This window comes from Bacillus sp. UNC437CL72CviS29, assembly GCF_000482345.1.
Taxonomy (GTDB): domain Bacteria; phylum Bacillota; class Bacilli; order Bacillales; family Bacillaceae_G; genus Bacillus_A; species Bacillus_A arachidis.
This window is the reverse complement of sequence record NZ_AXVB01000003.1, coordinates 111,406-131,295: the sequence shown is the minus strand read 5'-3', so window position 1 is coordinate 131,295 and position 19,890 is coordinate 111,406. Positions and strand designations below refer to the sequence as shown.

General features: G+C 36.1%; 30 protein-coding genes and 2 pseudogenes. 11 read left to right on the top strand and 21 right to left on the bottom strand.

The window, feature by feature from the left end; genetic code table 11:
• Window positions 1-31: 31 nt before the first annotated feature.
• The 9 genes from M014_RS0100765 to M014_RS0100725 are packed head-to-tail and all read right to left on the bottom strand — an operon-like array spanning window position 32 to window position 5,545.
• A complete protein-coding gene (locus M014_RS0100765; RefSeq protein ID WP_026589984.1) occupies window positions 32-682 on the bottom strand; it encodes a SpoIIIAH-like family protein in 651 nt (216 codons plus the stop codon).
• Between the two features lie 12 nt (window positions 683-694).
• Window positions 695-1,360, bottom strand: a complete 666-nt coding sequence (gene spoIIIAG, locus M014_RS0100760; protein ID WP_026589983.1) for a stage III sporulation protein AG — start codon at window positions 1,358-1,360, stop codon at window positions 695-697.
• On the bottom strand, window positions 1,350-1,982 hold the full coding sequence (gene spoIIIAF, locus M014_RS0100755; protein WP_026589982.1) for a stage III sporulation protein AF: 633 nt from the start codon (window positions 1,980-1,982) through the stop codon (window positions 1,350-1,352). Before spoIIIAF ends, spoIIIAG begins: the two co-directional genes overlap by 11 nt.
• Before the next feature lie 12 nt (window positions 1,983-1,994).
• Window positions 1,995-3,167, bottom strand: coding sequence for a stage III sporulation protein AE (spoIIIAE, locus tag M014_RS0100750; protein WP_026589981.1), 1,173 nt, complete (start codon window positions 3,165-3,167; stop codon window positions 1,995-1,997).
• Between the two features lie 10 nt (window positions 3,168-3,177).
• Window positions 3,178-3,561, bottom strand: coding sequence for a stage III sporulation protein AD (spoIIIAD, locus tag M014_RS0100745; RefSeq protein WP_081810938.1), 384 nt, complete (start codon window positions 3,559-3,561; stop codon window positions 3,178-3,180).
• A gap of 23 nt (window positions 3,562-3,584) precedes the next feature.
• Window positions 3,585-3,788, bottom strand: coding sequence for a stage III sporulation protein AC (gene spoIIIAC, locus M014_RS0100740; RefSeq protein WP_000020914.1), 204 nt, complete (start codon window positions 3,786-3,788; stop codon window positions 3,585-3,587).
• Between the two features lie 12 nt (window positions 3,789-3,800).
• On the bottom strand, window positions 3,801-4,316 hold the full coding sequence (spoIIIAB, locus tag M014_RS0100735; RefSeq protein ID WP_026589979.1) for a stage III sporulation protein SpoIIIAB: 516 nt from the start codon (window positions 4,314-4,316) through the stop codon (window positions 3,801-3,803).
• Window positions 4,310-5,236, bottom strand: a complete 927-nt coding sequence (spoIIIAA, locus tag M014_RS0100730; RefSeq protein ID WP_026589978.1) for a stage III sporulation protein AA — start codon at window positions 5,234-5,236, stop codon at window positions 4,310-4,312. The genes spoIIIAB and spoIIIAA overlap by 7 nt, the downstream gene beginning before the upstream one ends.
• Window positions 5,237-5,263: 27 nt before the next feature.
• Complete coding sequence (locus M014_RS0100725) at window positions 5,264-5,545, bottom strand: YqhV family protein (RefSeq protein ID WP_026589977.1); 282 nt, start codon at window positions 5,543-5,545, stop codon at window positions 5,264-5,266.
• Window positions 5,546-5,765: 220 nt separating this feature from the next.
• On the opposite strand from M014_RS0100725, the pseudogene M014_RS29480 reads away from it, so the two are divergent.
• Together M014_RS29480 and M014_RS0100720 are read left to right on the top strand one after the other, a co-directional pair.
• Window positions 5,766-6,290: pseudogene (locus tag M014_RS29480) on the top strand (GNAT family N-acetyltransferase).
• A 53-nt stretch (window positions 6,291-6,343) separates the two neighbouring features.
• Window positions 6,344-6,655: a hypothetical protein gene (locus tag M014_RS0100720; RefSeq protein ID WP_026589976.1), complete on the top strand. Its 312-nt coding sequence runs from the start codon at window positions 6,344-6,346 to the stop codon at window positions 6,653-6,655.
• A 37-nt stretch (window positions 6,656-6,692) separates the two neighbouring features.
• Here the strand turns inward: M014_RS0100720 and efp are convergent, their stop codons facing one another.
• The 4 genes from efp to M014_RS0100700 form a co-directional block, all read right to left on the bottom strand.
• The gene (gene efp / locus M014_RS0100715; RefSeq protein WP_026589975.1) at window positions 6,693-7,250 is read right to left on the bottom strand and encodes an elongation factor P; all 558 of its coding nucleotides are present in this window, start codon (window positions 7,248-7,250) and stop codon (window positions 6,693-6,695) included.
• Between the two features lie 20 nt (window positions 7,251-7,270).
• Window positions 7,271-8,332 (bottom strand): Xaa-Pro dipeptidase, encoded by a 1,062-nt coding sequence (pepQ, locus tag M014_RS0100710; protein WP_026589974.1) that lies wholly within the window; start codon window positions 8,330-8,332, stop codon window positions 7,271-7,273.
• A 5-nt stretch (window positions 8,333-8,337) separates the two neighbouring features.
• Window positions 8,338-8,778, bottom strand: coding sequence for a type II 3-dehydroquinate dehydratase (gene aroQ, locus M014_RS0100705; RefSeq protein WP_026589973.1), 441 nt, complete (start codon window positions 8,776-8,778; stop codon window positions 8,338-8,340).
• Window positions 8,779-8,851: 73 nt separating this feature from the next.
• Window positions 8,852-9,316 carry a YqhR family membrane protein gene (locus M014_RS0100700; protein ID WP_026589972.1) on the bottom strand — a complete coding sequence of 155 codons (465 nt, stop codon included), beginning with the start codon at window positions 9,314-9,316 and terminating at the stop codon, window positions 8,852-8,854.
• A gap of 243 nt (window positions 9,317-9,559) precedes the next feature.
• Between M014_RS0100700 and M014_RS0100695 the strand changes: the two genes are divergently transcribed.
• Window positions 9,560-10,480 carry a DUF1385 domain-containing protein gene (locus M014_RS0100695; protein WP_026589971.1) on the top strand — a complete coding sequence of 307 codons (921 nt, stop codon included), beginning with the start codon at window positions 9,560-9,562 and terminating at the stop codon, window positions 10,478-10,480.
• Window positions 10,481-10,562: 82 nt separating this feature from the next.
• The gene (locus M014_RS0100690) at window positions 10,563-10,964 is read left to right on the top strand and encodes an SA1362 family protein (RefSeq protein ID WP_026589970.1); all 402 of its coding nucleotides are present in this window, start codon (window positions 10,563-10,565) and stop codon (window positions 10,962-10,964) included.
• Between the two features lie 16 nt (window positions 10,965-10,980).
• On the opposite strand, the gene M014_RS0100685 is transcribed toward M014_RS0100690, so the two are convergent.
• From M014_RS0100685 to M014_RS30515, 4 genes and pseudogenes are all read right to left on the bottom strand, one after another.
• Window positions 10,981-11,637, bottom strand: coding sequence for an HAD family hydrolase (locus tag M014_RS0100685; RefSeq protein ID WP_035414365.1), 657 nt, complete (start codon window positions 11,635-11,637; stop codon window positions 10,981-10,983).
• 104 nt (window positions 11,638-11,741) lie between these two features.
• Window positions 11,742-12,170, bottom strand: coding sequence for a transcriptional regulator MntR (gene mntR / locus M014_RS0100680; protein ID WP_026589968.1), 429 nt, complete (start codon window positions 12,168-12,170; stop codon window positions 11,742-11,744).
• A gap of 224 nt (window positions 12,171-12,394) precedes the next feature.
• A pseudogene (locus M014_RS30520) lies at window positions 12,395-12,469 on the bottom strand (spore photoproduct lyase family protein); the annotation flags it as partial.
• 12 nt (window positions 12,470-12,481) lie between these two features.
• Window positions 12,482-12,553 carry a hypothetical protein gene (locus tag M014_RS30515; RefSeq protein WP_441296542.1) on the bottom strand — a complete coding sequence of 24 codons (72 nt, stop codon included), beginning with the start codon at window positions 12,551-12,553 and terminating at the stop codon, window positions 12,482-12,484.
• Between the two features lie 346 nt (window positions 12,554-12,899).
• Here M014_RS30515 and M014_RS0100675 point away from each other — a divergent pair, with 346 nt between their 5' ends.
• Window positions 12,900-13,742 (top strand): hypothetical protein, encoded by an 843-nt coding sequence (locus M014_RS0100675; RefSeq protein WP_026589967.1) that lies wholly within the window; start codon window positions 12,900-12,902, stop codon window positions 13,740-13,742.
• Between the two features lie 29 nt (window positions 13,743-13,771).
• On the opposite strand, the gene M014_RS0100670 is transcribed toward M014_RS0100675, so the two are convergent.
• Window positions 13,772-14,608 carry a lipoate--protein ligase family protein gene (locus M014_RS0100670; protein ID WP_026589966.1) on the bottom strand — a complete coding sequence of 279 codons (837 nt, stop codon included), beginning with the start codon at window positions 14,606-14,608 and terminating at the stop codon, window positions 13,772-13,774.
• Window positions 14,609-14,778: 170 nt separating this feature from the next.
• Between M014_RS0100670 and M014_RS0100665 the strand changes: the two genes are divergently transcribed.
• Window positions 14,779-15,162 carry a rhodanese-like domain-containing protein gene (locus M014_RS0100665; RefSeq protein ID WP_026589965.1) on the top strand — a complete coding sequence of 128 codons (384 nt, stop codon included), beginning with the start codon at window positions 14,779-14,781 and terminating at the stop codon, window positions 15,160-15,162.
• Window positions 15,163-15,191: 29 nt separating this feature from the next.
• Here the strand turns inward: M014_RS0100665 and M014_RS0100660 are convergent, their stop codons facing one another.
• A complete protein-coding gene (locus M014_RS0100660; RefSeq protein WP_035414449.1) occupies window positions 15,192-15,737 on the bottom strand; it encodes a hypothetical protein in 546 nt (181 codons plus the stop codon).
• Between the two features lie 330 nt (window positions 15,738-16,067).
• Here M014_RS0100660 and M014_RS0100655 point away from each other — a divergent pair, with 330 nt between their 5' ends.
• From M014_RS0100655 to M014_RS0100635, 5 genes are all read left to right on the top strand, one after another.
• Window positions 16,068-17,045 carry a LacI family DNA-binding transcriptional regulator gene (locus tag M014_RS0100655; protein ID WP_026589963.1) on the top strand — a complete coding sequence of 326 codons (978 nt, stop codon included), beginning with the start codon at window positions 16,068-16,070 and terminating at the stop codon, window positions 17,043-17,045.
• Between the two features lie 93 nt (window positions 17,046-17,138).
• Window positions 17,139-17,720: a TetR/AcrR family transcriptional regulator gene (locus tag M014_RS0100650; RefSeq protein ID WP_026589962.1), complete on the top strand. Its 582-nt coding sequence runs from the start codon at window positions 17,139-17,141 to the stop codon at window positions 17,718-17,720.
• A gap of 72 nt (window positions 17,721-17,792) precedes the next feature.
• A complete protein-coding gene (locus M014_RS0100645) occupies window positions 17,793-18,125 on the top strand; it encodes a DMT family transporter (RefSeq protein WP_026589961.1) in 333 nt (110 codons plus the stop codon).
• Between the two features lies 1 nt (window position 18,126).
• Window positions 18,127-18,441, top strand: a complete 315-nt coding sequence (locus tag M014_RS0100640; RefSeq protein ID WP_026589960.1) for a DMT family transporter — start codon at window positions 18,127-18,129, stop codon at window positions 18,439-18,441.
• Window positions 18,442-18,456: 15 nt separating this feature from the next.
• A complete protein-coding gene (locus M014_RS0100635; RefSeq protein ID WP_026589959.1) occupies window positions 18,457-18,711 on the top strand; it encodes a DUF3975 family protein in 255 nt (84 codons plus the stop codon).
• A gap of 604 nt (window positions 18,712-19,315) precedes the next feature.
• Here M014_RS0100635 and M014_RS0100630 read toward each other — a convergent pair.
• Together M014_RS0100630 and M014_RS0100625 are read right to left on the bottom strand one after the other, a co-directional pair.
• Window positions 19,316-19,507, bottom strand: coding sequence for a hypothetical protein (locus tag M014_RS0100630; RefSeq protein WP_026589958.1), 192 nt, complete (start codon window positions 19,505-19,507; stop codon window positions 19,316-19,318).
• Between the two features lie 70 nt (window positions 19,508-19,577).
• A complete protein-coding gene (locus M014_RS0100625; protein WP_026589957.1) occupies window positions 19,578-19,802 on the bottom strand; it encodes a DUF3929 family protein in 225 nt (74 codons plus the stop codon).
• Between the last annotated feature and the right edge of the window lie 88 nt (window positions 19,803-19,890).

Sequence of the window (19,890 nt, the reverse complement as noted above, 5' to 3'; positions counted from 1 at the left end):
TATTATTCTTGCTATTGATATATCATACATTTTATTTAACTGGGTCAAACTTGACACCTACATCTTTTAATCCCGCCTCAGCTCGAACAAGTTGGATAATCTTATTCGCTTCTTTCTGAGAATGCTTTGCAGCTTTTACTGTTACTTTAATATCATTTCCATCTGCTCTTACTAGCGCATCATTATAACCGCCTTGTGATTTAATAACTGTTTCAAGCAAACCTTCTTTTGTCTGCATCTTATCGATTGCGTTTAATTCATCTTTTGCTTTACTTATTTCTTCAGCAGAAGATTTTTCTGATTTCATAACATCTTGCAATTTTTCTTTTTGTGCACTACGTTGATCCTCCAATTGCATACGTAAGGCTGTAAAATTCTCATCACTTGATTGTACTGATACATTGCTTTCTTTTTTATTTGTTTCTTTTTTACTTGTCTCTTTTTTACCATCCTCTTTTTTATCTGTTTCTTTATTGGATGTTTCTTTTGTTGTTTCTTTTGTTGTTTCTTTTGTTGCTTCTTTCGTCACTTCTTTTTCAACACCTTGCTTTTCTTGTCCAACCTTTTCACCCGCTGTTGGTGTTGCAGTGTTCATCTTGTCAGGCGTTGTTACATAATAAACAGATAACACAACAACTAAACTTAGCATTGTTAATAACCAAACTGTTTGTTTTTTTAACACTTTATTTCCTCCCTAACTCTTTTTTGGTAGTACCGCAACGCGGTGTGATGGCACATCAAGCATACGTGTCACCGCTTCCTTCACCATCGCTTTAATTTGTATATTATCCACTCCTTTTGCTACAACAAGAACGCCTCGCACTTTCGGTTTCTCTGTTCGTAGTACAATTGGAGTTTCTTTATCACCTTCGCGTATAATCACTGTTTTTTCATCAGTAGATTCATCTTCAACTTGCCTTTTACCTCCAGTTTTATCTGTTTCACCTGTTGTTTGTGATCGTTTTACAATATTTTTTTCTAGTATTTTTTCTTCAGATGAATCCAAATTCACTTCAATAGACACATCTTTAACCCCTGTTATATCTTCTAATGCCGTTTTCAATTCTTGTTCATACGCTTTTTCATATTTTTCTACAGCTGACATATTATCGCTCTTTTTTTGCCCAAAGGTCGGTACTTCTTTTTCGGTCTCTTGACTTGTCTTTTCTTTAAACACAGGTACTTCTTCTTTTTTAGGTTGAAAAAAATTACTAGAAAACATAAGCAACATTCCAAGTATAAGTAGGACAAGTAAAAACTTCGGTGTTACCTTTTTCCCCTTCTCCTTATCGTCTTTTTCGTCCCCTTTTAATAAGTTGCGAAAAAATGAGAATTTCGAATTTTTATCTTTATTGTCCATTTACTCTACCTGTCCTCCCTTCCATTTGAACTTGGATTTGTTTACCCTCTAGTTGCCACCTGCTTGAAAAAAACTCTTTCATTTCTATGTTTGTTTCTTCCGAAGTTTCTCGTGGTTCTTTCGTATTAATTTCAACTGGTTTTACTGTTTCAATTGCATCGCTTTTTTTCGGCTCCATTTCTTTTAATGTCACAATAACAGATTGAATATCCTTTGCTGTTTTTACTTCTTCTTTCGTTTCTGCTGCGATTACTTTTATTTCAGACACTGTCACGCCATACTTTTTCTCAAATTCTTTCCCAACTTCTTTTTTCATTTTGACAGCCATCTCTTCTAAACTATATGCACGTGTGAGGGCTTGTATTTCTTTTTTCTTTGTGTCAATTGAATTTTTTATTGATCCATCTGCTACGTATTTTTCTTGATTAAAATTTGCAATCACTTCATTTACATCTGTTTGCAATAATTTAAATAGCGGCGTTAAGATCAATACAACTAACAATAGACCTACAACAAACTTGACATACTTTTGCAAATTCGAGTTAGGAAGGATAAGATGAAGCATTGTCGCTAAGAGTAAAAATACGATAATATTTCGAATCCACTCTGTAATAAATTGCATATCTGTCACCTCCTATCGCATCATGAGAGTAATGTTCCCCGCAGCAATAATGATGGTAATGCTTAAAAAAAACATAAAAGATACGATAGATAAACAGGCAAATACATAAATAATACTTTTCCCAATAATGTCTAAACATTTAATAATAGCCCCTCCACCAACCGGCTGTAGTACCGCTGCAGCAAATTTATAAATAAATGCAATACAAAAGATTTGAATGGCTGGAAAAGCTGCAATTAAACATAAAATAATAAGCCCAATAATCCCTACCGTATTCTTTAACAATCCAGAAGCACTAATAACCGTATCTGCCGCTTCTGTGAACATCCGCCCTACCACTGGAATAAAGTTCCCTGTTACAAACTTCGCAGTTTTAACAGCAATACCATCAGCAACTGCTGTTGCTGTCCCTTGCACAGATAATACGCCTAGAAAAATTGTTAGAAAGATACCAATGATCCCCACACTTACATTTTGCAAGAGCTTGGACAATTTCGTAACTTTATATTGATCACTCATTGTACTTACAATGCTTAAAATGGTCGCGAGTAATAAAAGTGGAAGTACAATATAGTTCATAAGTAGCCCACTTGTATTCATTAAAAAAATGATAATCGGATGGAAGAATGATACCGATACAACCCCGCCTCCTGTCGCTATGAGCGCTAAAAGAATAGGAAGTAGCGCCAATATGAAATCTACCATCGTTTGAATCGTTTCTCGCGCATATGTCATTACTACATAAAAACTATTTAAAGCAAAAATAATTAGTACCATGTATACAACTGCATCTGCAATTTTACTCACACTACTCTTTGAAAAAGCAGATTGTAACGACTGTAATAATGCACTAAAAATTGTGAGCATAATAAGCGTTCCAAGCAGCTTTCCATTTGCAATAAGCTCATGAAATAAATATTTTAATAGCCCTGTCATCCATTCTTTTATCGAAAATTCCTTTTCGCCCTTTACAAATTCCATAAAGCTTCCCTTTTGGCTTTCTGGTAAATAGCCTCCATATTTCGTGACAAGCCCGTCCCAATACTGCTTCACATCTTCTATCCCAAGCTTATCCAATTGCTGATCTACGACGTTTTTTTCTATAGGAGAAGCTTGTACAACAATTGGTAAAGAAAAGAAAAGGAAGCAAGCAAACAGCAGCTTTTTTCCAAGCCTTCGCAACATTCACTCCTCCTTATCCGGTAGGTAAGAAACCGAGAATGGTTTCAATAACAACCGTTAAAATCGGAATCGCCATAACAAGAATTAAAATTTTCCCCGCTAGTTCAATTTTTGATGCGATTGCACCTTGACCAGCATCTTTTGTAATTTGTGCTCCAAACTCGGCAATGTAGGCAATTCCAATAATCTTCAGCAGCGTCTCTACATAGACATTGCTCACTTTCGCCTCACTTGCAACTCTCTCAATCATTTTTAGAATGGAATGAATTTGATCAATTAGTAGCAGAAACATTACACTCGCAATGAACACAATAAATAAAGAAGTAATACTAGATTTATGTTGATTTAGCACAGCTGCTAAAAATGTCGCAACGAGGCCCAATCCGACAATTTGCAAGATTTCGATTCGAACCGCCCCCTTTACTGGAAAAGAAAGACACTTTTAATCTTGTCAAACAAAGTATTAATTAAAAATGCAACATGAAATAAAATAACGACAAAACCGACAAGAATCACCCAGTTTGCAATATCCTCCCGCTTTAACTCTTTTAGTACTGTATGAATGAAAGCTAAAACAATGCCGATTCCGGCGATTTGAAATATTAATCCAACATCGATGGACATCGCCCTTCCCCCCTATAGCAGTAAAATTACGATAAGTAGCCCTGCTAATACACCCAAACTCTTTATCATCTTTTCATATTGAAATTGTAGCGCTTTCGCTTCACCCTCTTCTCTTTCTAAATGTGTAATACATAAGCGAATATGTTTTTGCTGCGATTCACGGTCATGCTGTCCTAATGTTTCACCAAATTGTTGTAAAATCTCATATTCAGTTTGTTTAAATGCAGTGAGCTTCCAATTTTCTTGCAAACTATCAAGCCAAGCATCTCTAACTGTTTGCTCACCGCTATCTAATCGCTTTGAAAAACTTTGAAATATCCAATTTAAAGGCTTGGGCATTTGTTTAACTAAACGCTCTGCCGCTTCTGATAAAGGCGTATGTCCATACATGATTTCAGCTTCTAGCGATTGCAGTGCTGCCTTTAAAAGCCTAAGTTGACGTGGGCGTTCACTATACCTCTTAGCGTACGATAAACCAAAAAAAGTGGTAACCGCTACAATTAACACCGCACCAAAGATTTTTACCATACACTTTGAACCTTCCCTCGTTTTCGAACCGGTTTTCCATCTTTATCCTTTACTTGAGCAACTGTTCCAGGCCCCTTTGCTTTCGATAGTTCAATAAAGCGATCAAACACACCAAGTTCCATCACACCCTTTAAAGATGGCCTTTTCATTACATCATCAAAAGAAAATCCATGAGCACTTATAAAAAGCTGAACACCTGCATGGACCGCCTCCATAATTGCTTCACTATCTTCTATACGCCCAATTTCATCCACTATTAATATATCCGGGCTCATGGAACGAATCATCATCATCATTCCTTCTGCTTTCGGGCATGCATCCAATACATCAACACGCGGACCAAATTCATATTGCGGAATCCCTTTTACACATCCGGCAATTTCCGAACGCTCATCAACAATCCCAACTTTACAAGATGGAATTTCATGAGAACGAACCCCTTGGCTCATACAACGTGCAACATCCCTTAGAAGTGTCGTTTTCCCTGTTTGTGGCGGCCCAATTACCATCGTATTTAGCCAACGTGTATCATACAAATAGGGCAGAAGCGGCTCAGCAATTCCAATTTTTTGACGTGCAATCCGAATATTAAATGACGACACATCCCGAATCATTTTCACTGCACTTTTCTCAGTAATTACTTTTCCAGCTAAGCCAATTCTGTGTCCACCGCGCAAGGTAACATATCCGCGCTTCAACTCCTCTTCCATCGTATAAATGGAATATTGACTCAGCTTATTCAACAAGTAGATAGCATCCTCTGCTGTAACAATATAGTCAGAAAAGAACACTTCTCCATGTGCAATACACTCAAGTGGCCTTCCGATTCGAACTCGGATTTCTTCTAACTTGCTATATTGTTCACAGCCCTCAATGAACTGTCTCATCGTTTTTGGTAAAACCTCTAATACTTCTTTCATAGGATTCTCCCCACCATACTTGACTTACTATTTCAACACCGCAATAAAAATGCAGCCTATTCCAAGAGCGAGAAAAAAAAGCTTTAAAAAAGAAATCTCACTCGCAACGCTCGCAATTCCAATTGACATCGTTAAAATTAATACAGTCGGTCCAACAAATGCCAACATACCATTTATAAACAATGCTTTTTTTGCATCATTCACATAGAGCATAAGCAAAGCGGCGAATATTTCCGCGCTACCTGAAAACAACCGAAGCAAACCCATGACAAGCACGGATGTTTCCATTGCCGCCAGCCACTGTTTCATTCTCCCACCCTCTCTCCTAACAATTCCTTTACAAATAGCTGACAAAATCTTTAGGCTGAAAGATCATATTTGTACAACCATATGCAGAGGTTGTCTATTTCAGAAGTAAAAACATATTTTCTGTATTAAATTCCATAAAATTCCGAATATTCACATCCACTTATGTTATACTAAATGCAAGAAGGAGGGCGGGGGAATGTAACACGTAACATTAGTACCACTGGATTTACAATATGCAGAAATCCTTTTTACTTTATCAGGTGATGCACATGTGAAGGACGCCCCTAGGAATAAAAGTAGATACCCCCGAGGATACAAAAGCATTTATTCGTTTTGCAATGAAAGAAGAACGAAAAGGGAAATCTCTATCCAGAATAATTGTCAATGAAAAAAAGAAATAATTGGCATTACTTCTCTCAAACATATTGATCACCAAAAAAAGACATCTCATATTGGTAGTTGGCTCGGTTATCCTTATTGGGGGCAAGGTTACAATGAGGCTGCTAAAAAAGAAATATTTAAAATTGCATTTGAAGAATTAGATCTTATATATGTATTTTCCGGTGCAAAAACGGCGAATGTTCGTTCTTTAAAAGCGCAGGAAAAGTTACCTTATATTTCATTACATATGGAGGAGCAATTCCCAAAGGAACACGCTTTATTAGAATAAGAAACAAAAGTTCCTTGTGTACTACATGCCTTATCTCGAAAAAATTTTTTAAGGTGGTTACAACAAAATGATTGATGCTGATAAGGAAGTTACTTTTAAAAAATAGAGAGGTGATTAGAATGAACCTTATGCGTGCTCTTTACATAATTATATTGGAAGTAATCGGTATTTTTTTATTTTCTAAAATAGTAGATTGGTCATTTATGGAGGTATTCTTCCTAAGTAGTCTAAGTATATTTGGAGTTTCTTGGCTCACTACTTTAAATATGAACCGCAATGCGAATATGGATCACGCAGTATATAAGGGAATGACTGGCGTAGAGACAGGAGAAATAAGGCCATTTCAGATCAATTGGAATCCTTTCACATTCGGAACATCCATTCTTGTAGTGATTAGCCTTATTATAAGTGTTATTTATTACTTACCTTATTTCATATAGAAAAAGCACTCGTGATGATCACGAGTGCTTTTTCTAACTATGCACGAGAAACGTATTTACCTTCACCTGTGTTGATGATCAGCATTTCGCCTTCGTTAATGAAAATTGGTACTTGTACAACAAGACCAGTTTCTAATGTAGCTGGTTTTGTTACGTTAGAAGCTGTGTCACCTTTAATACCTGGCTCTGTTTCAACAACTTTTAACTCTACAGTATTTGGAAGTTCAACCCCAAGTACTTCGCCTTGGTATGTCATAATAGCTACTTCCATATTTTCTTTTAAGAATTTTAGCTCGCGCTCGATTTGAGTTTCACCAAGTTCGATTTGCTCATAAGTTCCGTTATCCATGAATACGTGAGACTCACCGCTCGCGTATAAGTATTGCATACGACGGTTTTCGATATGTGCTTTTTCTACCTTTTCACCTGCACGGAATGTTTTTTCTTGAACAGAACCTGTGCGAAGGTTACGTAATTTAGAACGAACGAACGCAGCACCTTTACCTGGCTTTACGTGTTGGAAATCTAGAACTTGCCAAAGGCCATTGTCCACTGAAATTGTTAAACCTGTACGAAAATCATTTACTGAAATCATGCAAAAAATCCTCCTGTGTATTACAAAATAATAAGTTCTTTCGGAGACTTCGTGATTACTTCATTACCTTCGCTTGTTATGATGATATCGTCCTCGATACGCACACCACCAACACCTGGAATATAAATACCTGGCTCTACTGTTACAGCCATACCAGGCTCAAGTACCGTTTCAGAGCGGAACGCTAAACCTGGTGCTTCATGAATCTCAAGACCCACTCCATGACCAGTAGAATGCCCAAAATATTCACCGTATCCTTTTTCCGTTATGTAGTCACGTGTTAATGCATCTGCTTCACGACCAGTTAAACCAGCTTTAATGCCGTTTACACCACGGATTTGCGCTTCTAAAACGACATTATAAATTTCTTTTAATTTATCAGATGGTTCGCCGACTGCAATCGTACGTGTAATATCAGAGCAATATCCTTTATAATAAGCACCGAAGTCTAATGTTACGAAATCTCCTTTTTCTATCACTTTTTCAGATGCCACACCATGCGGCAGTGCTGAACGAAGTCCTGAAGCAACGATAATATCAAACGAAGAAGATGTTGCTCCTTGTTTTCTCATGAAAAATTCAAGTTCATTTGACACTTCAATTTCAGATACGCCTGGGCGAATGAATGATAGAATATGTTCAAAGGCAGCATCTGCAATCTGTGCAGCTTCCTTTAATATCTTAATCTCTGAATCCGTCTTAATCAAGCGTAACTTTTCTACAAGCCCAGAAGTTGGAACAAATTCCGCTTCAACGGCTTCTTTATGTGCTGTATAAGAGCTATATGTAAGATCATCTTGCTCAAAGCCAAGCTTTTGAATCCCCAAGTTTTTCACTTGTTTCGCAACTTCATCCAGAATTAGTCCTGTATGTTGTACAATCTCATAACTAACAGCTTGTTTACTAGCTTGCTCTACATAGCGGAAATCTGTAATAAATAAAGCACGATCGTTAGAAATAAGTACAACACCAGCTGTCCCTGTAAAGTTCGTCATATATCTACGACTATATTCATTTGTTAATAAAATACCATCAATACCAGCTTCATCAAATGCACTTCTTAACTTCGTGATCTTTTCCATCAGTTTTATGCCTCCCTAAGTTTCTCCATTAATGCAAATAACGCTAACTTATAGCCATAAAAACCAAATCCAACAATTTGTCCTGTAGTGGCAGCTGCCGTCACAGATTCATGGCGAAACGATTCGCGCTGGTGTATGTTGGAAATATGTACTTCAATAACCGGAATCGAAATGCTCGCAATCGCATCCCGAATCGCATAGCTATAATGCGTAAATGCTCCTGGATTTAGAATGATTCCTTCATATATGTCATCGGCCTCATGAATGATGTCAATAAGAACACCTTCATGATTCGATTGAAAACATTCTAACTCCACTCCCAATTTCTCTGCTTCTTGCTTCATCTCTGTTTCAAGTGTCGCTAACGTTCCTTTCCCATATACATTCACCTCTCGGACACCAAGGCGATTTAGATTAGGACCGTTAACGAGGAGTAATCTTTTCATATTTGTAAACTCCTTAATATAAAAATGTCTATACAACATTTTAACACAGGAGTCACTTATTTGAATAGTTTGTCTACTCTGCCCCTTCCCCTTGATTCATGTTGTTCGCTTCAAACGAAACAGAATATGTGATAAATACACCATATAAAATAAAAATACATATCGTTGTGACAATTGTTTCTTTTGGTAAATGAAGTGCATTTTTTATAACAGGTGCAATAGAACCTAGCCCCAAAAATAAAATACTCCACCAAAAGAAACCATAAATGATCCCAGGTAGTATCCCTTCAAATCTTTTAAAAAGAACCTTATAGAGAAAGGCCACCAAAATAGAGAGAATCCCAATACAGACAATACCTAATACATTTCCCCAAACGCCTTCTTTCCATGATCCAAACGCAAATGGTAAAAGCAAATAGTTTGGTCCAGCTTCTGTAAATGAAAAAACATGAAGAAAATACCATATACTTCCCCAAAAAAAACCGCCAAACAAACCAATCTGTACAAATTTATTTATTCCTGATTGTTCTTGCTTCACATCAACACCTCCGCTTACTAGTATGTCCGAAACTATTTTGAAGCATGTTTAAATCATGCGAATTTTGTCTATAAAAAGAATAAGAAATGTCTGGCTCCTGCAACAATTTTTCTTGTCAGCAGCTTGTGTTTGTCGATAAAATAAAGGAAACTCGGTGATTGTCAAATCTCACAATGACAGAACCAAGTGTGACAATTGCCTCTTTTCTACATAAGAGAGAAACAAATACAGGTTGGTGTTAACATGGCAGAGGAGACAAAACAAATATACGGTGGGCAAGCGGTCATAGAAGGAGTTATGTTTGGTGGTAGAGAATATACTGTTACAGCGGTTCGTCGTAAAGATAAATCAATCGAATTTTATCGACTACGACGCGTGCAGAATAAAGTATTATCTACGCTAAAGAAGATTCCATTTCTACGTGGTATCGCCGCTATCATTGATGCAAGTGCTAATGGAGCAAAGCACTTAAACTTTGCTTCAGAACGATTTGACGTTCATCCTGAAGACGATGAACAGCTTGTAAACAAACAAGAAGAACAATCCAAATTAACGATGATATTAGGAGTAGCCGCAGTCGGTGTCTTATCGTTCATATTCGGTAAAGTTATTTTCACAGCAGTTCCCGCACTTTTAGCAGAATTGACAAGACCATTTTTCCCATCTCACACTGGGCAAATTATTGTCGAAAGCATCATTAAGCTCATCCTTTTACTGAGCTATATATATATTGTGTCCCTAACTCCGATCATTAAGCGTGTGTTTCAATATCACGGTGCGGAACACAAGGTTATCAACGCTTATGAAAACAATCTTCCGCTGACAGTAGCAAATGTCCAAAAACAAACTCGCCTTCATTATCGTTGTGGTAGTAGTTTCATTATATTTACAGTCATTATCGGAATGTTTGTCTACTTTCTTGTTCCAACTGATCCGCTTTGGGTCAGAGTCGTAAACCGAATTCTATTAATTCCAGTTGTTCTAGGTATTTCTTTTGAAGTCTTACAGTTTACAAATCGATTACGAGATATTCCAATCTTACGTGTATTAGGATACCCAGGATTATGGCTGCAACTATTAACAACAAAAGAACCAGAAGATGATCAAGTTGAAGTTGCGATTGCATCCTTTGAAGAATTATTACGTTTGGAGAAAAAACAATAATAATTTTTTAAAATGGTACTCAACTCCTTTCCTTGTCGCTAATATACTAATTTTAATATATGTTATTTAGGAGGTGTTCCCTATGAACGGTCGTTCGTTTACGTTCGCTTTATTCGTACTTATTATTGGGCTAGCAATATTTGGTCTCGTATCATCTGCAATTACTGATCCATATGGAATGGTTAAAAACATTGTCATCATGTTACTTGTTGTTGGTGTCTTTTATGTATTATATAAAATGTTTACAAATTCCAGCGGTTCCGCCAATTCGCAAAACTCTTATAAGCGTGCTGCGAAACAATCGAACCGAAAATACGGAAAACAAAATGTAGCACCCCTAAGCAATTCTTTATTAAAACGAAATGCTTCTGATGACAAAGTTAAGAAAAGCAATTCATCATTGTTAAAGCGGAAGCGAAAACAATCCCATTTAACCGTGATTGAGGGTAAAAAAAATAAAAAGAAAGACCGCGCTTCCTTTTAGGAAATGCGGTCTTTTTTCATTTATGCTCTCTCACATATTGAAGCACTTCTGTTAAACTCTTTTCTTTCATACTCCCTAAGCGAAGATGGTGATTTTCAAACTGCAAAGTCTTTGTAACTTCATTAGGAACAACGACACATTTTAATTCCGCTGCAATCGCTGCTTTCAATCCATTCACTGAATCCTCAAACACAACAGCTTCTGATGCATCAACTTTCAATTCTTCAATAGCTGCCTTATACAGTGCTGGATCCGGTTTTACTTTCTCAACATCTTCTTTTGTTTTAATAACTTCAAAATACTCTCGAATCCCTAAATCTTCTAAAAATCCGATAACCCACTTTCTTGAAGAACTAGAAGCTAAACCAATTTTTACTCCAAGACTTTTTGCTTCTTCTAAATATTCTTTCACACCATCACGAACGACTGGTATTTTCATTTTCTCTTGATGTAACGCCGAAACTTTTTCTTTTAGCAATTTTTTATTAAATTGCTCTTTCAATTGTTGTTCAATATATGTATAAAGTACTTCATCTGTTGTTCCAATACATTTCGCAAACTCTTCTAGAGGTAACTCACCACCATATTCGTGAATCACTTCCTGAAAAGATTGGAACCAAATTGTCTCTGTATCTACAATTAATCCATCAAAGTCAAAAATAATTGCTTTCATTCCTATCCCACCTTTTACAAAACGATTTTTCACATCTCTATATATTCAATTTAAACAAAGGAATTTCCTTTTCTAAACAAAAAAGGAAACGCACTTCGTTCCCTTTACTTTCCCTGCTCTTCATTTGCTTTTTGAACGCCGCGAAGTGTTTCAATTCGAAGCTCATCTTGCTCAAAATATTGTACTAAATCACCAATGCGGTCAATAGCTTCCCAACTTAAATGATGTTCAATTCCTTCTACATCATTATAAATCTTACTTTCATCCACACCGATAATACGCATAAATTGTTCTAATAACTCATGACGATATACAAGACGCTCCCCGATTTTTTTCCCTTTTGTTGTTAATACAAGCCCTCTATATTTTTCATAAATTAGATACTCATCTTTATCTAATTTTTGTACCATTTTCGTTACAGAGGATGGATGTACACTAAGCGCTTCAGCAATATCAGACACGCGGGCATATCCCTTTTCATCAATCAACAAATAAATTTGTTCAATATAATCTTCCATACTAGGGGTAGGCATCGGTTTCCTCCATCCAATTTCATTTTATATTTTCCGCACGAAGCAATCAATAAAATGATACACCAGAAAGGGTATCATGACAAGAGTCGAACCGATCAAATGCCCTGAAACAAAAAAAGAATCTGTATAGTACAAATTCCCCTATACGGAATATTGAATTTCAGTATTTGGAAAATTTTTGTGAATACATCCCCTTATTGTCTCCTCTAACCTCACTACAAAGCGAAAACGTGTTTTCCATTATGCTTTGCATCCAACAAATGATCTACATGCGAATATTTCGTAATGTAACGAAGACGATCTTATTCACTCTATCCAATACACTCAATCGTTTTCGCATTACGATATTTCTGCAAATCATTCTCTTCAGATAAATCACGAATCTGATTATGGGATGTTGTCTCTCAAATTTCTAGACCCATCCATGTAAACTTATCATATAATTACTCAAGTGCCTGTATTTCAAAATAAACAACCTTTGGCATAAATAGCTTTATATAACTTTCCCCCTGCTTTTAGTATGAGCAACAGTACACTAATAACGCTGTTTTTCTTCTGTCTAATTTTACAAACTGAAAAATTTCATAAAGAAAAAAAGAAAAATACAAAATAATTAACGTAAATTGTTGACGTGATGCTTTTATTATCGGTATCATAAATCTTCGTGAGCAATTATTTTTCGTTATACGATTTTTTTATTATTACTGAATTTTTGAGAGGAGAAATTTGATGTCACTTAAGAAGAAAACGCAAGTACGCACCGGCAAAATGGTTCGTGAACTAATGTTAGCAGACGAAGATGTAAATGCTTCGCTAATTATGGTATATAGTGAAAACGGTGTAAACGCAGAAATTAAAATCGAGGGCTTAACGCCGAAATGTAACGAAGAATTATTTTTGAGCGGAAACGTGGATTGGAACAAGAGTGTCATTTATAAAATTGTTGATTTCACTGGAAACGCTGAAGTTGGTAAAGTTACATTAACAGCAATGAACAAAAATAATGTTTCTCTAGAAATTGAACGCGTTATGTGGAGCAAAGAAAATAAAGAAGCTGCAGAACAAGAAATAACACCAGTAGAAGCTGCGCCAAAGAAGGAAGTAGTCGTAGAGGCACCAAAGGTAGTTACAGCGTCACCTAAACCTATTACACGTGTTGAGGAACCTGTTGCAACGCCTAAACCTATTCCGGCACCAGCACCTAAACCAGTGCGTTCAGAAACAGTTGTAGCGGCACCTAAACCAGCACCTATAAAAAATGAAGTACCTACTCCAGTCGCAAAGAAAGAAACAGTTACGGTTATGCCTACAAAGCCGAAACAAACAACTGCGGCTGAAACAAACTCAAAACTACAAGAAAATTATGTAAAACTTGTGAAAAAGACAATTGAAGTATGTCAAGATTACGAGCTTGGCATCGATATAGATGATTCTATTGAAAATTTAAAAGAAGAATTACAAAGCCAAGGTATTAGCGTTACTTTTGATAAAGAAATTATGGATGTCGTAAATCGCCTTCGTTCTTTACAAGAAAAAGGGATTAAAGTAGAAAAAGTACTGAATTTACTATAAAAAATAAGGAGGTGGCAAATGCCACCTCCTTATTTTTTATAATTCCACTCATCGCTCTCATATTTTTCTTTTGCTAATGTTTGCACTTCTTGAAGCTGTTCTTCCGTTAGTTCATACGGGACTAGCTCCACATCTAAGCCTTTTTCAAATCCAACTTGGAACGCTTCAATCAACTGTTCAATCGTAAATGTACGGTCTGTTAATTCATTGATTGCGACCGCTTTAGAAGAAAACATGCTCTTCATACGCTCTTTCACTCGCTCATTTGGGAATAAAAATAAATCATACAGCTCATCTAAATCAATTTCTAACGGAATAGATCCATGCTGTAGGATAACTCCTTTTTGGCGCGTTTGTGCACTTCCAGCAATTTTCCGGCCTTCTACAACAATTTCATACCAAGACGGAGCGTCAAAACATACACCTGAACGTGGATTTTTTAAATTTTCACGATCCGCTTCTGTTTTTGGAACCGCATAGTACGCTTCTAATCCTAGCGCCTTAAAACCTTCAAGTAGCCCTTGAGAAATTACGCGATACGCTTCTGTAACTGTTCTAGGCATATTCGGATGATCTTCAGAGACAATAACACTGTACGTTAATTCCTTATCGTGCAATACTCCCCTACCACCTGTTTGACGGCGAACAAATCCATATTCCTTCTCTTTTACTACATCCATATTGATATCTTTTTCTACACGTTGAAAATACCCCACTGTTAATGTTGGCACTTCCCATTCATAAAAACGAATTGTTGGTGGCATTTTCTTTTCACTTTGCCAATTTAATAAACATTCATCTAACGCCATATTGAATGCCGGTGAACATTGACCAGAGTTAATATAGCACCATTTTTCTTTTCCCATCCTGCACCTCATGTAACCAATTATTTTTCACAATATCTAGTCTAACAAATTCGACAAAATTTGTGAAAGAATACGAAATTTCTTCTTCTCACCGAACGAACCTGTTGCATAAATACATACGGGCATTATAATATTGAAAGTAGGATAAGAAAAAAGGGAGCGATAGAATCGTGTCAACAAACTTAATTATTATACTAGCCGTAGTTCTAGCATTCATCGGCTACTCTGTATGGATGTTTTTCTATCAGAAGAAATTGATTAAAACACTTTCAGAAGAAGAATTTCGCGCTGGCTACCGTAAAGCACAGCTTATCGATATTCGTGAAGCAGATGAATTTAACGCTGGTCATATTTTAGGTGCTCGTAATATTCCGCTATCACAAATCCGTATGCGTTACAAAGAGCTACGTAAAGACCAACCTGTTTATTTATACTGTCAAAGTGGATTCCGTACAGGACGTGCGGCTCAATATCTAAAAAAACAGGGTTACAAAGATTTCTACCAATTACAAGGTGGATTTAAATCTTGGACAGGCAGAATTAAAAAGAAATAATATTTTGAAGAACTAGCATGACTCATCAGCTAGTTCTTTTCTTCCATGTTGTTCGCAATATATGCTAAGTTTTGTTTTACTACTTCTTCATTTCTTAATTCTACATTGCGATATAACAATTGATATTCTAATCCTTTCTCTTTCCATATGAGCGTTGCAAATTCTTCCCCTTGTTCAAATTCATCCCTATTTTTAAAATAAGCAGTTGCCCCATTATTCAACTTCATCTGTTCCTGAAATCGATTTTGTTCTACAATATACGGAAAACTATAGGAAAAGTTAGCAACTGTTAATTCTATATAATCTTTTCTTCTTTTTTCCTGTTGTTTATATTTAATCGTTAAGACCGCGTTCTTCTTTCCAATTGTTCTTACTTCTCCTTTTACACCACTCATAACATCGTACGGCAAATATGTCGGAACTTTAAATGCTTCCGAAAAATATTTTTTTGTATCCTTTAACGAAATGGGACCAGATACAAGATCTACAGCTCCATCCGCATTTCCCACAAATTGTTTTTCCTCTTTCGCTGTTTGTTGGAATGAACATGAACTCAGTAACATACTAGAAAACACGAAACAAATGATTCTTTTTTTCAATTTGTTTCCGCCCTTTCATCCCGCTCCTTTTGCGAACAAAGCGTTAATATGTTGTTCATATTCGCTCCACCTGTCAACTCTCCCTTTGAAAACTTTCCCCGTTTATCTCACAGATTTTGACACAGCATTTTTATTTAGACAAAAAAAGACTTCCTGCTACTCTTACGCCCAAAATAAAAAGGTGACGCGAATAACAGTAGGTCTTTTATAACATAGATTGTGAAAAGCTTTTCAGGTCAAGCTTTTCCCAGTATTTTTTTCCATTCCTATCTATTTGCCTATATAATGAACGAAGAGGTGATACATATGGCAAATATAAAACAAATTGCGAAAATCGCTGGGGTATCTATCACGACGGTTTCGCGCGTGCTAAATGACCATCCCTACGTCAGCGATGAAAAGCGAAAACGCGTTTTAGATGCGGTTGAAGAATTAAATTATGCAAAAAATATAAATGCAGTTCATTTATTAAGAGGGAAAACATTTACAGTGGGGGTAATGCTTCCTTTTATCAACTTACCCTATTTCAGTACCATTATTGAAGGGATTGGAAATGAAGCATTGGCTGCGGGCTATCATATTAATCTTTGTCAAACCAACTATGATAGTAAGGAGGAACTTCGTGTTCTAGAAATGATGAAAATGAAGCAATTTGATGGCATGATTATTTGCTCACGTACAAGCTCATGGGAGACAATTGAACCTTATGCAAAATTTGCTCCTATTATTTCTTGTGAAAAGATGATGCATCCACTTATTTCATCTGTTTATGTTAATCATTATGAAGGATTTCGTATTGGTACAGAATACTTATTACACAAAGGACATAGTCACATCGGTGTTTGTCTAGCTCGTGAAAATAGTGCCAACACAATGCAAAGAAAACAAGCATTTTTTGATGCACTCCATTCATCTGGAAAAATGGTACATAAAAACTGGATGTTCTATCAATGCTACACGATGAAAGACGGTTCCAAAGTTATGCAAAACATATTAAAAATGAAGGAACGCCCAACTGCTATCTTTGCTGCAAACGATCAAGTTGCAGCTGGTTTATTAACGGAAGCAAAAAAACAAGGTCTACGCGTTCCAGATGATATCGCAATACTAGGATTTGATAACCACGAAGTTTCTGAAGCACTAGAAATTACAACTATTGAACATCCGGGATTAAGTATGGGATTTCATGCATTTTCAATGTTTTATAAACAAATACAAAATGAACAAATGACTATTGATTCAAAAGAGCTCTCTTTCCGATTAATTGAGCGTCAAACCGTGTAAAGAGTACCAAATTAGGTGCTCTTTTTAGAGTTTTCCTTATTGACTTTATTTTTTCTTTCTTTTATACTCAAACTAACGAACGGTAGGTAGGGGATGAAGATGACAGCAAACCGCATTAAAGCTGTAGCACTTTCTCATTTCGCACGCTATGGCTATGAAGGGACTTCATTAGCAAATATTGCTCAAGAGGTCGGGATTAAAAAACCATCAATTTACGCACACTTTAAAGGAAAAGAAGAATTATATTTCACCTGCTTAGAAGCAGCCTTGCAAAAAGATTTACAATGCTTTACAGATGATATGGAAAATTTTTCAGAATCATCTACTGAAGCATTACTTGTAAACTTATTGAAAGGTTACGCAAAGCGATTTGGTGAAAGTGAAGAATCAATGTTTTGGTTACGCACTTCTTATTTTCCGCCGGATGCATTTCGCGAACAAATTATTGAAAAAGCAAATGCTCACATTGAAAACATCAGAGAACTTTTATTTCCTGTATTCAAACGAGCAAACGAACAAGGTGAACTGCATAACATTGAAATAAAAGACGCTTTAGAGGCTTATTTATGCTTAATTGACGGTCTTATGGTTGAACTACTATTCGCAGGTTTAAATCGCTTTAAGACCCGCTTAAACGCCTCTTGGAAAGTATTTTGGAATGGTCTTTCAAAATGACGGATTGCTTACTTAGCAATGCGTCGTTTTTCAGCCCTTTACCTAACGACTGGTAGGAAGGAGAAATAATATATGGCATGGATTTATGTAATTTTAGCTGGCATTATTGAAATTTTTTGGGTGATTGGACTAAAGCACGCAACAACACCAATTGAATGGATCGGTGTTGCTCTTTTAATCGCAATAAGTTTCGTCCTATTGTTTAAAGCTTATAAAGATTTACCTGTAGGAACTGTATATGCTGTGTTTACAGGAATCGGGGCTGGCGGAATCGTTCTTACAGAGATTTTTATTTTCGGAGAACCTTTTTCAATTATAAAAGTTTTATTAATTGGTTTAATTTTCTTTGGAGTAATTGGTTTAAAACGAGTAACAGGTGAACAAGAAGAGAAGGAGGCTGCATAAAATGGCATGGGTATTTTTAATTATTGCTGGTATTTGTGAGATTGTTGGTGTACTGTTTATGAAAGTAGCCACTGAAAAGAAAGGCTGGGCACCAAAACTTATTTTAATTGCTAACTTCGGCGTAAGCTTCTTCTTCTTATCACTAGCAATGAACTCGTTACCGATGGGAACAGCTTACGCGATTTGGACTGGAATTGGGACTGCCGGAAGTGCGCTGCTAGGCATTCTTTTATTCCGCGAATCAGCTGATTGGCGTCGCCTTGCCTTTTTAAGCTGCATTTTATGCGGGGCAGTTGGCTTAAAATTAATGAGCTAACGTGGGGTGATCGTCATGTGGAAAGCAAAAGGAAAACAAATCCTAACTGGGATTATACTCGGAATCGTTATTCTACTGCAAATAAGCTTTCATATTATAGAATGGCTATTTCATAAAGCAATTTCTGTTCTTACATTCCTTCCGAACATGGCGCTTGAAATTGCATCCATCGTTTGGTCGATAATTGCCTCTATTACAATTCTTATCATTTGGAGTATCGCCAAGATTTGGGGCAAATTAAGTAAAAAAGACAGTTCTTCCGAAAAGTGAAGTGACTGTCTTTTTTCACCCTTAATGATTCCTATATTTTGGATTTTTAAAGAAATTCGATACAATAAGGCATAGTATTCCAAGAATAAAAACACTAGTACCGATAATATTATTCACCTTTTTAAAATATCAATATCCGAGTAAAAATCAAGCATACTAAGATTTAAGGAAAGAACAATGCAGATTTCATTAATATTCTCCCTTTTAACCTCTGTTTCCTCATTACATGTCTCTTCCCCATTTTTTCAAATCTAACTATATCTTCACTCCTTTAGGGCATACTACACAAAAAGGAGCTGATTACATGCAAAATTCCATACATAAACATATCCTATTGTTATTTTTCTTATTTCTTTTCTTTGTTATATGTTTCAGCCTCATATTACATGCGCCAAAAGATATGCCGAGCACCGTTTCTGTTTATAAGTTACTTCTGTGTTATTTCTCTTATTGAAAAAAGGTGTCTTATAATGAGACACCTTTTTATAAAATCCCATCCAAAAACAACGCATATACATATAATTACATCAGCTATAGTAACAAACTCCTTATTTTGGACAAGAAAAAAAGACCAACAATTCCCTGTTGGTCTTCCATATATGTATCACTTCTCAAAGCGATCTAACATTTCGTCTCTCATCCCAAAACTAACAACCGCAATTCCTATGTACATAAAAATAAGAAATGCCGGATGCACCGCATTGTACCAGCTGCTATCAACAATTAAATATACCGTTAATGCCACAACAAGTACAAACGCTAAAATAAACATATAAAAGTGTCTTGTACTACCCATAATAAGCTCCTCTCTTCTCACTTCACCATTCAACAGTATATTTTATCGAATAATTCGATATGACTCAAGGTTAACTTTCTTTTATATAATCAAGTTCTACCTTTACAATGTCATCACAAGCTATTGAAATAATTGTTCCTTGTTTATCAATCGCCGTCACTTCTTCGTTATCCATTACACGATGTGCTACACGTTCTAACATTTTCCCATGATCTCGATAACAAAATTCCTTTATATCTTTAATCGTTTTACCGTTTTCTAAATGATACACCATCCTGTAACACTTATAGCCCATTTCCTCACCCCAAATTGTTCGTTTTTTCACATATACATAAAAATGAGTTATGTCTCTCTCATTACGCCCTCTTAATTTCAATAAAATT